Source organism: Micrococcus sp. KRD026, assembly GCF_017168445.1.
Lineage (GTDB): Bacteria > Actinomycetota > Actinomycetes > Actinomycetales > Micrococcaceae > Micrococcus > Micrococcus luteus.
This window is the reverse complement of the sequence record NZ_JABFBA010000031.1, coordinates 83,538-97,769: the sequence shown is the minus strand read 5'-3', so window position 1 is coordinate 97,769 and position 14,232 is coordinate 83,538. Positions and strand designations below refer to the sequence as shown.

Below are 14,232 nucleotides of genomic sequence, written 5' to 3'. Positions count from 1 at the left end.
TCGCACCCGTGGACGTCGTCCTGACCGCCGCCGGCTCCGTGCTCGTGGTGATCGGAGCCCTTGCGTTCGTCACCGCGGGACTCGGTCTGATCCGGTTCCCCGACCCCTACACCCGCGTCTCCGCCGTGGGCACCGCCGGCGGCGTCGGGATGATCCTGATCGTGGTGGGCGCCCTGCTACTGGCCCCGGGGGTGGCCGCGTTCGTGAAGGTGGCCCTGATCGTGGTGCTGCAGCTGGGCTCGGCCTCGGTGGCCACCATGGCCCTGGGCCGCTCGGCCTACCTCACTGGGGTGCCCATGAATCCGGGGCACTACGACGAGCTCGCCGAGGATACCCCCGGCCGCGAGGGTGGCCGAGCGGCCCCGCGCCTTCCGGACATGGACTGAGGCACGGGCCGGCCCGCCCGGGCGGCGTGCCTCAGCGCGCGTCGAGGAGCATGTTCGTCATGCGCACGGTCGAGAGCCGCCGGCCCTGCTCGTCCGTCATCACCACCTCATGGGTGACGAGGGTGCCGCCCAGGTGGACGGCGGTCGCGGTGCCGGTCACGAGGCCCGAGCGGACGGCCCGGTGGTGCGTGGCGCTGATCTCGACCCCGACGACGTTGCGGTCCGGCCCGGCGTGGATCTTCGCGGCCATCGAGCCCAGGGACTCGGCGAGGACGAGGTGGGCGCCGCCGTGCAGCAGCCCGACGGGCTGCTCGTTGCCTGCCACGGGCAGGGTGGCGACGGCTCGCTCGGCCGTGAGCTCGAGGAAGCGCAGACCCATCTTCTGGGCGAGGGGGCTGATCGCCGCGCCGCCGAGGGCGGCGACGAGCTCGGGCGTCAGACCGGCCTCGGCGCAGGCCGCCTCCAGCTCGGCGGGGCTCAGCTCGGGGGTGACGCCGGGGCGGTACACGCGCTCGGAGGCGGCGGGGGTGGTCTCGGTGTGCTCACTCATGAGCACTAGGCTGGCACACGCGACCGGCGCGCCCCGCGCCGCGCGCCGAGAGGAGACGTGAGCACCCATGGCGGCAGATCCGACCCCAGAGGCCCCGCAGCGGCTGCTGGTCCTGGACGGGCACTCGATGGCGTTCCGCGCGTTCTACGCGCTGCCCGCCGAGAACTTCGCCACGGACACGGGCCAGCACACGAACGCCGTGTACGGCTTCACCGCCATGCTCCTGACCATGATCCGGCAGCAGCGGCCCACGCACGTGGCCGTGGCGTTCGACCTCTCCGGGCCCACGTTCCGCTCCGAGGAGTACGGTGAGTACAAGGCCGGCCGCTCCGAGACGCCCGCGGAGTTCGCGGGCCAGATCGAGCTGACCGTGAAGGTCATGGAGGCCCTGGGCATCCCCACGCTCACGCTGGAGGGCTACGAGGCCGACGACATCGTGGCCACTCTGTCCGCGCGCGCCGAGGAGGCGGGGTGGGAGGCCGTCGTCGTCTCCGGTGACCGGGACGCGTTCCAGCTCATCTCCGAGCGCACCACCGTGCTCTACCCCAAGAAGGGCGTCTCCGACATCCCGCCGATGGACGCGGACGCCGTCATGGCCAAGTACGGGGTCGCCCCCGCCCAGTACCCCGAACTCGCGGCCCTCGTCGGCGAGGCCGCGGACAACCTGCCCGGCGTGCCCGGCGTCGGTCCCGGGTTCGCCGCGAAATGGCTGAAGCAGTACGGGGACCTCGACGGCGTGCTCGCACACGCGCACGAGATCACGGGCAAGAAGGGGGAGGCGCTGCGCGAGCATCTCGAGGACGTGCGCCGCAACCGCCGCCTCAACGCCCTCGTGCGCGACCTCGACCTGCCGATCGGGCTCGAGGCGATGCGGCTCGAGATGCCCGAGCGCGAGCCCGTGGAGGAGCTGTTCGACGCGCTGCAGTTCAACCGCATCCGGGAGCGCGTGTTCGAGGTGTTCGGCGAGCGGGTGGGCGAGGACGCGCCGCCCCCCGAGGTCGAGGCCGCCCCGGAGTTCGCCGAGGCGACGACGGCCGAGGACGTGCGTGCGTTCCTGGCCGCAGAGGCCGGCAACCTGCTCGGCGTCCATGTGGACGTCGAGGGCCCGGCCCTGCTGCCCCGCCGCAAGGTGCCCGTGCCCGGCACGTTCGGCACGCCCGTCGGCGTCGCGCTGGTGGGCGAGCACGCGGGCCTGCACGTCACCCTCGACGGCGACGCCCCGGACCCGGCGCTGGTGGCCGCCGTGCGCGAGGCCCTGGGCGAGGGCGGGCTGGCCAAGGCCGTGCACGACCTCAAGCGCACGCTCAAGGCGCTGGCCGCGCCTACCGAGGGCGACGGGCTCGGCCCGGACGCGGCCCTGGACGGCGTGGTGGACGACGTGCTGCTCTCGGCCTACCTGATCCAGCCGGACCGGCGGGACACCTCGCTCGAGGCGCTGGCGGAGGCGCATCTGCACACCCCCCTCACCGCCCCGCGCGAGCCCGCGCAGCAGCGGGCGCAGGGGACGTTCGACCTCGACGGCGGGCAGGCCGCCGCCGAACGCGCGGACCGCGCCGCGGACGCCGTGCGGGCCGCCTGGGTGGTGCGCCGTCTCTCCACCCAGTTCACGCCCCAGGTGCTCGACCGCGGGGCCCAGCGGCTGCTGCAGGAGCTCGAGATCCCGCTCTCGCGGCTGCTCGCCCGGATGGAGCTGACCGGCATCGCCGTCGACGTCGACGCCCTGACCGGCCTGCGCGAGGACTTCACCGCCGCCGCCGACGCCGCCAAGGAGTCCGCGTGGGCGTCCGTCGCGGAGGAGACCGGCGGGATGCAGGTCAACCTCGGCTCGCCCAAGCAGCTGCAGGAGGTGCTGTTCGAGCGGCTCAACATGCCGCGCACGCGCAAGACGAAGACCGGCTACTCCACGGACGTGGACTCGCTGCAGGACCTGCTCGAGCAGACCCGGCACCCGTTCCTCGAGAACCTCATGGCCCACCGTGACGCCACGAAGCTCCGGCAGACCGTGGAGGGGCTGCTCGAGACCGTCGCCCCGGACGACCGCATCCACACCACCTACTCGCAGACCGCCGCCGCCACGGGCCGACTGTCCTCGCTGCACCCGAACCTCCAGAACATCCCGGTGCGCACCGAGGCGGGCCGCCGCATCCGTGAGGTGTTCGTGGCGGACGAGGTGGCCGGGGAGCAGGCCGTGCTGCTCTCGGCCGACTACTCCCAGATCGAGATGCGCATCATGGCGCACCTGTCCGAGGACGAGGGGCTGATCCAGGCCTTCCGCGAGGGCGAGGACCTGCACTCGTTCGTCGGCTCGCAGGTGTTCGGGGTGGACCCGGACGACGTCACCGCCGAGCAGCGCGCCAAGGTGAAGGCGATGAGCTACGGCCTGGCCTACGGGCTGTCCTCCTTCGGGCTGTCCAAGCAGCTGAAGATCTCGGTGGACGAGGCGCGCGGCCTCATGAAGGGCTACTTCGACCGCTTCGGCGGCGTGCGCGACTACCTGCGCGACGTCGTCGCACAGGCCCGGCAGGACGGGTACACCTCGACGATCGAGGGGCGCCGTCGCTACCTGCCGGACCTCAGCTCGGACAACCGTCAGCTGCGGGACATGGCCGAGCGCGCCGCGCTCAACGCCCCCATCCAGGGCTCGGCCGCGGACATCATCAAGCGCGCGATGCTCGATGTGCAGGCCGGCCTCGAGGAGCACGGGCTGGCCTCGCGCCTGCTGCTGCAGGTCCACGACGAGCTCATCCTCGAGGTCCCGGCCGCCGAGCTCGAGCAGGCCACGGCGCTCCTGAAGGAGCGGATGGGCCGGGCGGCCGAGCTCTCCGTGCCGCTCGACGTGCACGTCGGCCGGGGAAGGAGCTGGCATGACGCCGCACACTGACACACCGGAGGGTCCGTCGCTGCGGCGGCTGGCCGACGCCGCCGAGGCCCGGCTCGGCGAGCACGGCCTCGCGCTGCGCGACCTCGGGGTCCTCGGCCCCGAGGACCCCGCCGCATCGCACTTCGCGGCCGCGGTCGAACGGGGCTTCTACGAGACGGTGCCCACGGGCGCCGCGCTCCGCCAGCAGCTCGAGGCCCACGCGGCCGACGGACGGCGCCGGCTCGGCGTCTACGCGCCGGGGGAGGACCCGGCGGCCCGCCGCCCCGCCGCCACCTTCGAGGACTTCGTGCAGCCGCTGACCACGTGGCCCGGCCGCGCCGTCGACGCGTGGCTGATCACCGACGTGACCGTCTCGCCGGACGCCCGCCGGCGCGGCGTGCTGCGGGCCATGATGCTCAGGTCCCTCGCGGACGCCCGCGACGCCGGCCTGTGCGCGGCCGCCCTGACCGCGACCGAGGCCGCCATCTACGGCCGCTTCGGCTTCGGGGCCGCCACCCGGTGGCACGCCGTGCGGATCGACGTCTCGGGCGCCCCCGCGCTCACGGGTGCCCCGGCCGGCGGGCGGGTCACGGTCGAGGAGCCGCGGGAGATGCCCGGCCTCGTCGACGAGCTGTACGGACGGGTGCTGCCGGCCACCCCCGGCTCGGTCCAGCGGACCTCGTTCAGCGTGCCTCGCTGGGAGGACCGCGAGGCGAGCCGGAACGAGGGGCGCGGCTCGGGGCTGTACGCGGCGGTCCACCGCGACGACGACGGGCGGGTCCAGGGCGTCGCGCTGTATCGGTTCGAGGGCTGGGAGAAGGAGCCGCCCACGATCACCGTCACCGCGTTCCTCGCGGCGACCGCCGACGCGCGGCGCGGGCTCGTCCACCACCTGGCCCGGCTGGACCTGGTCGAGCGGATCGAGTGGGGCCGCGCACCCGAGCCCGGTTGGCTCGAGGCGCTCTTCGTCGACGAGCGGCGGGTGAGCCGGCACCGCGGCTCCGACGACCTGTACCTGCGGGTCCTGAACCTGCCCGCCGCCATGGCGGCCCGTGGCTGGGCGGGCGACGGGGAGGTCGTCGTCGCCGTCGAGGACGCGCTCGGCGCGATCGACGGGACGTGGCGGCTCACCGTCCGCCAGGGGCGCGGCGCCGCCGAGCGGCTGGGCCCCGCGGCCGACGCCGTCCGCATGGGCGCGGGGCTCCGGCTCGACGCGGCCCGGTTCTCCGCGCTCTGGCTCGGCGGGCACTCCCGCGGGGCCGGCGCCGCGGTGCTGGCGGAGGCCGGTGTCGTGGCGGAGCTGCGGGCCGGCGCGGCGGAGGCGTTCGACGGGCTTGTGCGACCCAGCCGACCCCTGCACACCCTCGTCGGCTTCTGATACGCTGGACGAGCACATTCGTGCGCGTTTGATACATGTCCATCACGACCCACGCCGGGTGGGGCCCCTCTGGTGCCCGGATGCCGCCCACCGGCGGCATCGATCCCGACGTGACCCCCGATCCCAACGGAGTCCCTCCTACATGACCACCACTTCCAACGCCCCGCAGGTCGCCATCAACGACATCGGCTCTGCCGAGGACCTGCTCGCCGCCATCGACGCGACCATCAAGTACTTCAACGATGGCGACCTCGTCGAGGGCACCGTCGTCAAGGTGGACCGCGACGAGGTCCTGCTCGACATCGGCTACAAGACCGAGGGCGTCATCCCGTCCCGCGAGCTGTCCATCAAGCACGACGTGGACCCGGACGAGGTCGTGGCCGTGGGCGACACCGTCGAGGCCCTGGTCCTCACCAAGGAGGACAAGGAGGGTCGCCTGATCCTCTCGAAGAAGCGCGCCCAGTACGAGCGCGCCTGGGGCGACATCGAGAAGATCAAGGAGGAGGACGGCGTCGTCGAGGGCACCGTCATCGAGGTGGTCAAGGGCGGCCTCATCCTCGACATCGGCCTGCGCGGCTTCCTCCCGGCCTCCCTCGTGGAGATGCGCCGCGTGCGCGACCTGGCCCCCTACATCGGCCAGAAGCTCGAGGCGAAGATCATCGAGCTGGACAAGAACCGCAACAACGTGGTCCTGTCCCGCCGCGCCTGGCTCGAGCAGACCCAGTCCGAGGTCCGCTCCAACTTCCTCCACAAGCTGGAGAAGGGCCAGGTCCGCAACGGCACCGTGTCCTCCATCGTCAACTTCGGCGCCTTCGTGGACCTGGGCGGCGTGGACGGCCTCGTGCACGTCTCCGAGCTGTCCTGGAAGCACATCGACCACCCGTCCGAGGTCGTCGAGGTGGGCCAGGAGGTCACCGTCGAGGTCCTCGAGGTGGACATGGACCGCGAGCGTGTCTCCCTGTCGCTGAAGGCGACCCAGGAGGACCCGTGGCAGCTCTTCGCCCGCACCCACGCCCTCGGCCAGGTCGTGCCGGGCAAGGTCACCAAGCTCGTGCCGTTCGGTGCGTTCGTCCGCGTGGAGGACGGCATCGAGGGCCTCGTGCACATCTCGGAGCTGGCCTCGCGCCACATCGACACCGCCGAGCAGGTCGTGTCGGTCAACGACGAGCTGTTCGTCAAGGTCATCGACATCGACCTCGAGCGTCGCCGCATCTCCCTGTCCCTCAAGCAGGCCAACGAGGGCGTGGACCCCGAGGGCACCGAGTTCGACCCGGCGCTCTACGGCATGGCCGCGGAGTACGACGAGGAGGGCAACTACAAGTACCCCGAGGGCTTCGACGTCGAGACCAACGAGTGGATGGAGGGCTTCGAGACCGAGCGCGCCGCCTGGGAGCAGCAGTACGCCGACGCTCAGGCCCGCTGGGAGGCCCACAAGGAGCAGGTGCGCCGCTCCCTCCAGGAGGAGGCCACCGCCGGCGCCGACGCCGGTGCGGGCCTGGGCGGCTCGTCCTACTCCTCCGAGGCCCCGTCCTCGGACGGAGGCACCCTGGCCTCCGACGAGGCCCTCGCCGCCCTGCGCGAGAAGCTCACCGGCAACTGATCGCCGCGGTGCGTGGCCGTCCCTGACGGCCCGCGCCGAGCACCCGACGCCCCGTCCCTCCCTCCGGAGGGGCGGGGCGTCGTCGTGTCCCGGGGGACTGGCCGCGGGGGAGCGGACGGGACCCGGCGGCCGCGCTCAGCGGCGCTCGGAGACCGTCACGGTGAACGTGCGGTCGCGCGCCGTCTGCCGAGTCGGCCCGACGAGGTCCTCCAGCACCGACCGGTACCGCAGGTGCGAGTTCCAGACGCACCACAGCCGGCCGCCCGGCTCCAGCACCCGCGCCGCGGCCGCCACCAGCCGGTGCGCCACGGAGGGGTCCACGGCGTTGCCGTCGTGGAACGGGGGATTCAGGAGCACGCACTCCTCCTCCCCGTCCGGCCACGTGGCCAGCGCGTCGTCGCGCACGGCCCGGACGCGGTCCGCCACGCGGTTCGCACGGGCCGTGGCCAGCGTCGAGGCCACCGCCACGGCGGACTGGTCGGTGGCCACCACGGTGACGTGCGGCCACAGCCGCGCTGCCCCGACCGAGAGCAGCCCGTTGCCGCAGCCCAGGTCCACGACGCGCCCCGGCGGGCGCGGGTCGTCGGCGAGCGAGGCGAGCAGCAGACGGGAGCCCGGGTCGGCGGCGGCTCCGCCGAAGGTGCCGGCGTGGGCCACCAGGTGCAGGCGCCCCACGCCGGGGACGTCGCGGTCGGCCTCCTCCGGCGGCCGGGCGGTCACGCCGGGACGTGGGCCCCGGGCCGTGAGCACGCGCGCCTTGCGGCGTCCCCGTCCGGCGACGACGTCCTCGAACGCCGCGCCCAGCACCGCGTTCATGCGCGGACTCATGTGCTTGTCGCGGCCGCCGGCCAGCAGGACCACGCCGGGGTCGGCGGCGGCCGACACGATCCGGGACAGCCGGTCGAGCTCGTCGAGCGAGCGGGGCAGCGGCAGCAGGACCGTCCGGGCGCCCCGGGCCGCCTCCTCAGGCGTGGCCGTTCGCTCGAGCTCGCCCGTCTCCCCGCCGAGGCGACCGGCGGCGCGCCACGCGGCGAGGTTCGCGTCCAGCGAGCGCTCGGCGGAGGCGTCGTCCTGGTGGATCCGCACGTCGTGGCCGGCCGTGAGCAGGGGCAGGGTCAGCGCGCCGTGCCGGTCCTCCAGGACGGCCACCGGGCCGGGGACGTGCCCGCTCGCGATCCACCCGGCCAGGGTGTCGAGCAGGAGCAGGTCCGCCGTGTCGTGGGCCTGGCGGTCGGGCTCGGTCGGCAGCGGCCACCGATCCAGCGCCGCGAAGTCCACGCCCGCGGTGAGGTCGTCCGGCAGCCCGCCACGGGCGACATCGGGGGTGACCCCCCGGGGCAACGGCTCACTCATGGTCCACCCAGTCCTCTCCGATCCGTTCCGCACGCCCCGCGCCGGCCGTGACGTCCGCGAGCCGCGCCGCGAACGCCGCGCGGGCCTCCTCGGTGTCCGGCACGCCGACCGTCAGGCGGACCGCCGCGGCGCCGTAGCTCGCTTCCAGCACCGACACGCCCGCCGCGCGCAGCTCGTTCTCCCACCGGCCGGCGTCGGTGTGGGGCGCCTCCACCGCGAGCAGGGCCAGCCGGGAGCGGGTGCGCAGCGGGGCGGCGTCGAGTGCCCCGGACACCGAGTCCGAGTAGGCGCGCACCAGGCCCCCGGCGCCCAGCTTGATCCCCCCGAACCAGCGCACGACGACGGCGCACACGTCCGTCAGGTCGGTCCGGCCCGGCGCGGTCTCGCGCTGGAGGACGGCCTCGAGCATGGGGACGCCGGCCGTGCCGGCGGGCTCGCCGTCGTCGCTGGAGCGCATCCGGTCCCGGGCGGGGCCGAGGACGAACGCGCTGCACACGTGCCGCGCGTCGTGGTGCCGGCGCCGCAGGACGGCGACCATCTCGCGCGCCTGCGCCTCGTCCTCGACGCGCCCGAGGTAGGTGAGGAAGCGGCTGCGGCGGATCTCCACCTCCCGTTCCAGCCAGCCGTCGGGGTCGCGGGCGGACGCCGGCAGGACCGTGCAGCGCGCGGTCGGGGCGGGGGCGGGATCGGGCATGACCCCACCCTAGGGGCCGGCCGAGGACGGGCACGCCGTCGAGCCCGGACGTGAGCTTCGGTACAGTGGAAGACCGTGCCACCCGGCACCGGCCCACCGGTGAGCGAGCACGCGTGCCGCCGCGGGCCTCCCACGACCCTGTCCCGGGAGACTCATGACTTCCCCGCTCACTCGCCTGCACGACACGTTGGGGCTCCGCACGAGTCCGGCGATCTTCTTCGGCTCGGCCGCCGCGGTCGTGCTCTTCACCGCCGCGATGGGCCTGTTCCCTGGCCCGGTCCAGGCGGCCTTCGGCGTGGTCTCGAGCTGGCTGCGCTACGACGTCGGCTGGATCTACACCCTCAGCCTGACCCTGCTGGTGGCGTTCCTGTTCATCCTCGCCGTGACCCGGTACGGCCGGGTCAAGCTCGGCGACGACGACGCGGTGCCGGAGTACTCCGGCCTGACCTGGTTCGGCATGATGTTCGCCGCCGGCGTCGGCGCGGTGCTGATGTTCTGGGGCATCGCGGAGCCGATGAACCACTACGCCAACCCGCCCATGGCGGGGACGGAGCCGTTCTCCGACCGCGCGGCCTCGGAGGCCATGGCGATCGCGAACTTCCACTTCGGCATCCACATGTGGGCGATCCTGCTCGTCCCGGGCCTGTGCTTCGGCTACTTCACGTACAAGCGCAAGCTGCCCCCGCGCGTGTCCTCCGCCTTCCAGCCCCTCCTCGGCGATCGCATCCACGGCCCCATCGGCAAGACGATCGACATCATCGCCGTGGTCTCCACCGTGTTCGGCCTCGGCGTGTCCGTGGGCCTGGGCGCCCTGCAGATCAACGCGGGCATGAACTACGTGCTGGGCACCCCCGTGGCCGGCTGGGTCCAGGCGCTCATCCTGGCCGTCGTCACCGCCGTGGGCACGGCCTCCGTGCTGGTCGGCATGGACAAGGGCGTCAAGCGGCTGTCCTACGCCAACATCCTGCTGGCGATCGCCCTGCTCGTGTACGTCCTGATGTGGGCCGTCTCCAGCATGGACGTCATCCGCGGCACCGTGCAGGCGATCGGCGAGTACGCCTCCATGCTGCCCGTGCTCTCCACCTACAACGACACGTACAACTCGGGCCAGTGGTCCGGTGACTGGACCGTTTTCTACTGGGCCTGGACCGTGACGTGGGCGCCCTTCGTGGGGATGTTCTTCGCCCGCATCTCACGCGGCCGCACCATCCGCTCCTTCATCATGGCCGGCCTCGGCCTGCCCACGGCGTTCGTCATCATCTGGATGGGCATCTACGGCTACTCCGCGTTCCAGTCGGACCGCGCCACCGCGCCGGCGCCGGGCCAGGGCGGTGACCTCACGCAGACGATCGTCACCGACGGCAACGTCCAGGCCGCCCTGTTCCAGCACCTGCAGGGCACGCCGCTCTACACGGTGGCCGCGGTCGTGGCGCTCGTGGTCATCACGCTGTTCTTCATCACCTCGATCGACTCGGGCGCGCTCGTGATGGACGCGATGGCCAATGGCCACGAGGATGCCGCGCCCCGCCGCCAGTCCGTGTTCTGGGCCGTGTCCATCGGCGCGGTCTGCGCGGCCATCATCCTCACCGCGGGCGAGAACGGCCTGGCGGCGCTGCAGGAGGTCATCATCGTGATCGGCCTGCCCATCCTGCTCATCACCGTCACGCAGGCCGCACTGCTGCTGCAGGCCCTGCGCGAGGACGCGGGTGCCGCGCGGCCCATGCGGACCCGCCAGTGGAAGCAGGTGCTGCCGGTCGAGGAGTACCGCCGCCGCGCCACCGAGGACGGCGTGGACGTCTCGGACTTCGTGATCCGCCCCGAGTTCGAGGTCGGCACCGAGCCGGAGAACGACACGCACACCCCGAAGACGTGGCACCAGCAGCGCATCGACGCGGCCAAGGCCCTCGTCACCGTCGGCCTGACCGGCGGCATCGCCGCGGGCCGCACCGAGGTCGGCGCGGAGCTCGAGCGGCTGGGCGCCGTCGTCGTGGAGTTCGACGACCTGATGGGGGAGATCCTCGTGCCCGGCAACCCCGTGCTCGAGGAGCTCCGCTCGGTCTTCGGCGAGGACATCGTCCGCGCGGACGGCACCCTGGACGCGCGCACCCTCAACCGGCTCACCACCGAGAGCTCGACCGCCCGGACGCGCATGTACGAGATCGTCTCCCCGGCGGTGCGCGACGAGGCGAACCGCCGGGCCCGCGAGATCGGCGAGGACTCCGTGCTGGTGGTCGACCTGGCCCTGCTGGCCGAGACCGGCTCCGGACAGGACTTCGACCAGGTGCTGGCCGTCTCCGCTCCCGCCGAGGTGCGCGTCGCCCGGCTCATGGAGTCCCACGACATGACCCGCGAGCGGGCCTGGGCCTTCATCGACGAGGAGGCGGCGGACGAGGAGCGGGCCGAGATCGCGGACACCGTGATCGAGAACGACGGCTCGCTCGAGGACCTGCAGGAGGCCGTCCGGGCATACTGGGAGGCCAAGATCCAGCCTCAGCTCGAGGCCGCCCGAGGAGAGCGCGTATGACCGAGACCGACCCGGTGGCCGAACGGCCGCGCGTCCATGTGGGCCTGACCGGCGGGATCGCCGCCGGCAAGTCCGCGGTGGCCCGTGTCCTGCAGGAGCGTGGCGCGCTCCTGGTGGACTCGGACGCCCTCGCCCGGCTGGTCCTCGAGAAGGGCACCGACGGGCTGGCCGCCGTCCAGGACGAGTTCGGGGACCGCGTCATCACCGCGGACGGTGAGCTCGACCGCGTCGAGATGGCCCGCATCGTCTTCGGGGACGAGGGCGCCCGACAGCGCCTGAACCGCATCGTGCACCCCCGGATCCGGGCTGCGGCCCGGCGCATCGTCGCCGAGGCCGGGCCGGACGCCGTCGTGGTCCAGGACGTGCCGCTGCTGGTGGAGACCGGGCAGGCGGACGCGTTCGACCTCGTGATCGTGGTGGAGGCCCCGCTCGAGGAGCGCCTGCGCCGGATGGTGGAGGACCGCGGCATGAGCCGCGCGGACGCCGAGGCGCGGATCGCGGCCCAGGCCACGGACGAGCAGCGGCGCGCCGTCGCGGACGTGGTCATCGTCAACGACGCCGACCTCGAGCGGCTCGCGTCCGTGGCGAACCAGGTGTGGGACCGGTTCCTCGCCCCCGGCGCGGCTGAGCCCTCGGCGGACTGACCGCCGGGGTGTCCGGGGCGCGACGTAGGGTTCTGCCATGAGCCTGGCCCAGAAGATCAACCGCGTCGTCGCCCCGTTCGAGGTCATCTCCCCCTACCAGCCCTCCGGTGACCAGCCGAAGGCCATCGCCGAGCTCGCCGAGCGCGTGGAGGCGGGGGAGAAGGACGTCGTCCTGATGGGCGCCACCGGCACGGGCAAGTCGGCGACGACGGCGTGGCTCGTCGAGCGCCTCCAGCGGCCCACGCTGGTGATGGTGCAGAACAAGACGCTCGCGGCGCAGCTGGCCAACGAGTTCCGGGAGCTGCTGCCCAACAACGCGGTCGAGTACTTCGTCTCCTACTACGACTACTACCAGCCCGAGGCGTACGTCCCGCAGACGGACACCTTCATCGAGAAGGACTCCTCCATCAACGAGGAGGTCGAGCGGCTGCGCCACTCGGCCACGAACGCGCTGCTGACCCGGCGGGACGTGATCGTGGTGGCCACCGTCTCCTGCATCTACGGCCTCGGCACGCCCGAGGAGTACATCGAGCAGATGGTCACCCTGCGCCGCGGTGCGGAGATGGACCGGGACGTGCTCCTGCGGCGGTTCGTGCAGATGCAGTACGTGCGCAACGACGTCGACTTCCACCGCGGCACCTTCCGGGTGCGGGGGGACACCGTGGAGATCATCCCCATGTACGAGGAGCTCGCGGTGCGCATCGAGTTCTTCGGGGACGAGATCGAGTCCATCCAGACCCTGCACCCGCTCACCGGCCAGGTGGTGCGCGAGGAGGAGGAGATGTACATCTTCCCGGCCTCGCACTACGTGGCCGGCGACGAGCGCATGGGCCGGGCGATCACCACCATCGAGGACGAGCTGCGGGAGCGGCTGCAGGAGCTGGAGTCCCAGGACAAGCTGCTCGAGGCGCAGCGGCTGCGCATGCGCACCACGTACGACCTCGAGATGATGCAGCAGATGGGCTACTGCAACGGCATCGAGAACTACTCGCGCCACATCGACGGCCGTCCCGCCGGCTCCGCCCCGCACTGCCTGCTGGACTACTTCCCGGACGACTTCCTGCTCGTGGTGGACGAGTCCCACGTGACCATCCCGCAGATCGGCGCGATGTACGAGGGGGACATGTCCCGCAAGCGCACCCTCGTGGAGCACGGCTTCCGCCTGCCCTCGGCCATGGACAACCGCCCGCTGAAGTGGGACGAGTTCCTCGAGCGGATCGGGCAGACCGTGTACCTCTCCGCGACGCCGGGCGCCTACGAGCTCGGCCAGGCGGACGGCTACGTCGAGCAGATCATCCGGCCCACCGGGCTGGTGGACCCGCAGGTGGTGGTCAAGCCGACCGAGGGGCAGATCGACGACCTGCTCGAGCAGATCCGCGTGCGCACGGCCAAGGACGAGCGCGTCCTGGTGACCACGCTGACCAAGCGCATGGCCGAGGACCTCACGGACTACCTGCTCGAGGCGGGGGTGAAGGTCGAGTACCTCCACTCGGATGTGGACACGCTGCGCCGCGTGGAGCTGCTGCGGGAGCTGCGCAAGGGCACCTTCGACGTGCTGGTGGGCATCAACCTGCTGCGCGAGGGCCTGGACCTGCCCGAGGTCTCGCTCGTGGCGATCCTGGACGCGGACAAGGAGGGGTTCCTGCGCTCCACCACCTCCCTCATCCAGACCATCGGCCGCGCCGCCCGCAACGTCTCCGGCGAGGTCCACATGTACGCCGACAACGTCACGGACTCCATGCGGCGGGCGATCGACGAGACCGAGCGGCGCCGGGCCGTGCAGATCGCGTACAACGAGGAGCACGGGATCGACCCCCAGCCGCTGCGCAAGCGCATCGCGGACATCACGGACCAGCTGGCCCGGGAGGACGCGGACACCGCCGACTTCCTCAAGGGCATGGGCGGCGTGAAGTCCGGGTTCGACTTCGGCATGGGCCACCGAGGCCTCAGCTCGCTGGACCGGGACGCGACCACAGGGGAGGGCACCGAGGCTCCGGCGGTGGACCCGGCGTCGCTGCCCGCCAAGGACCTGGCCGATCTGATCGAGCAGATGTCGAAGCAGATGCACCAGGCGGCGGCGGACCTGCAGTTCGAGCTCGCCGCCCGCCTGCGCGACGAGGTCGGCGAGCTCAAGAAGGAGCTGCGGCAGATGAAGCGGGAGCAGTGACCACCCGGCATGATGCCGACCCAGGGTGTTATGAAAACACTGATGAATGTCGTCATATCAGTGATAGTGTGACGCC

General features: G+C 72.5%; 10 protein-coding genes. 7 read left to right on the top strand and 3 right to left on the bottom strand.

What is annotated here, in order from left to right:
- Nucleotides 1–8: 8 nt before the first annotated feature.
- Nucleotides 9–386: a monovalent cation/H(+) antiporter subunit G gene (locus J1M40_RS11515; RefSeq protein ID WP_010078746.1), complete on the top strand. Its 378-nt coding sequence runs from the start codon at nt 9–11 to the stop codon at nt 384–386.
- Between the two features lie 31 nt (nt 387–417).
- Here J1M40_RS11515 and J1M40_RS11510 read toward each other — a convergent pair whose 3' ends face one another.
- Entirely contained in the window at nt 418–936 is a 519-nt protein-coding gene (locus J1M40_RS11510; protein WP_069941455.1) for a PaaI family thioesterase, read from the bottom strand.
- A gap of 67 nt (nt 937–1,003) precedes the next feature.
- Between J1M40_RS11510 and polA the strand changes: the two genes are divergently transcribed.
- The 3 genes from polA (at nt 1,004) to rpsA (ending at nt 6,774) form a co-directional block, all read left to right on the top strand.
- Complete coding sequence (gene polA / locus J1M40_RS11505; protein WP_129866772.1) at nt 1,004–3,817, top strand: DNA polymerase I; 2,814 nt, start codon at nt 1,004–1,006, stop codon at nt 3,815–3,817.
- Nucleotides 3,801–5,174 carry a GNAT family N-acetyltransferase gene (locus tag J1M40_RS11500; RefSeq protein WP_101965466.1) on the top strand — a complete coding sequence of 458 codons (1,374 nt, stop codon included), beginning with the start codon at nt 3,801–3,803 and terminating at the stop codon, nt 5,172–5,174. The genes polA and J1M40_RS11500 overlap by 17 nt, the downstream gene beginning before the upstream one ends.
- A 142-nt stretch (nt 5,175–5,316) precedes the next feature.
- Nucleotides 5,317–6,774, top strand: coding sequence for a 30S ribosomal protein S1 (gene rpsA, locus J1M40_RS11495; protein WP_036315338.1), 1,458 nt, complete (start codon nt 5,317–5,319; stop codon nt 6,772–6,774).
- A gap of 135 nt (nt 6,775–6,909) precedes the next feature.
- Here rpsA and J1M40_RS11490 read toward each other — a convergent pair whose 3' ends face one another.
- Nucleotides 6,910–8,127, bottom strand: a complete 1,218-nt coding sequence (locus J1M40_RS11490) for a class I SAM-dependent methyltransferase (RefSeq protein WP_223247536.1) — start codon at nt 8,125–8,127, stop codon at nt 6,910–6,912.
- The gene (locus J1M40_RS11485) at nt 8,120–8,821 is read right to left on the bottom strand and encodes a YigZ family protein (RefSeq protein WP_041102704.1); all 702 of its coding nucleotides are present in this window, start codon (nt 8,819–8,821) and stop codon (nt 8,120–8,122) included. Before J1M40_RS11485 ends, J1M40_RS11490 begins: the two co-directional genes overlap by 8 nt.
- Nucleotides 8,822–8,975: 154 nt before the next feature.
- Here J1M40_RS11485 and coaE (J1M40_RS11480) point away from each other — a divergent pair, with 154 nt between their 5' ends.
- Genes coaE (J1M40_RS11480) through uvrB form a run of 3 tightly spaced genes read left to right on the top strand, consistent with a single transcriptional unit; the run spans nt 8,976 to nt 14,156 of the window.
- Nucleotides 8,976–11,345, top strand: a complete 2,370-nt coding sequence (gene coaE, locus J1M40_RS11480) for a dephospho-CoA kinase (RefSeq protein ID WP_041102705.1) — start codon at nt 8,976–8,978, stop codon at nt 11,343–11,345.
- Entirely contained in the window at nt 11,342–11,989 is a 648-nt protein-coding gene (gene coaE / locus J1M40_RS11475; protein ID WP_036315330.1) for a dephospho-CoA kinase, read from the top strand. The genes coaE (J1M40_RS11480) and coaE (J1M40_RS11475) overlap by 4 nt, the downstream gene beginning before the upstream one ends.
- Nucleotides 11,990–12,026: 37 nt before the next feature.
- Complete coding sequence (gene uvrB / locus J1M40_RS11470; protein WP_100058001.1) at nt 12,027–14,156, top strand: excinuclease ABC subunit UvrB; 2,130 nt, start codon at nt 12,027–12,029, stop codon at nt 14,154–14,156.
- Nucleotides 14,157–14,232: the final 76 nt, after the last annotated feature.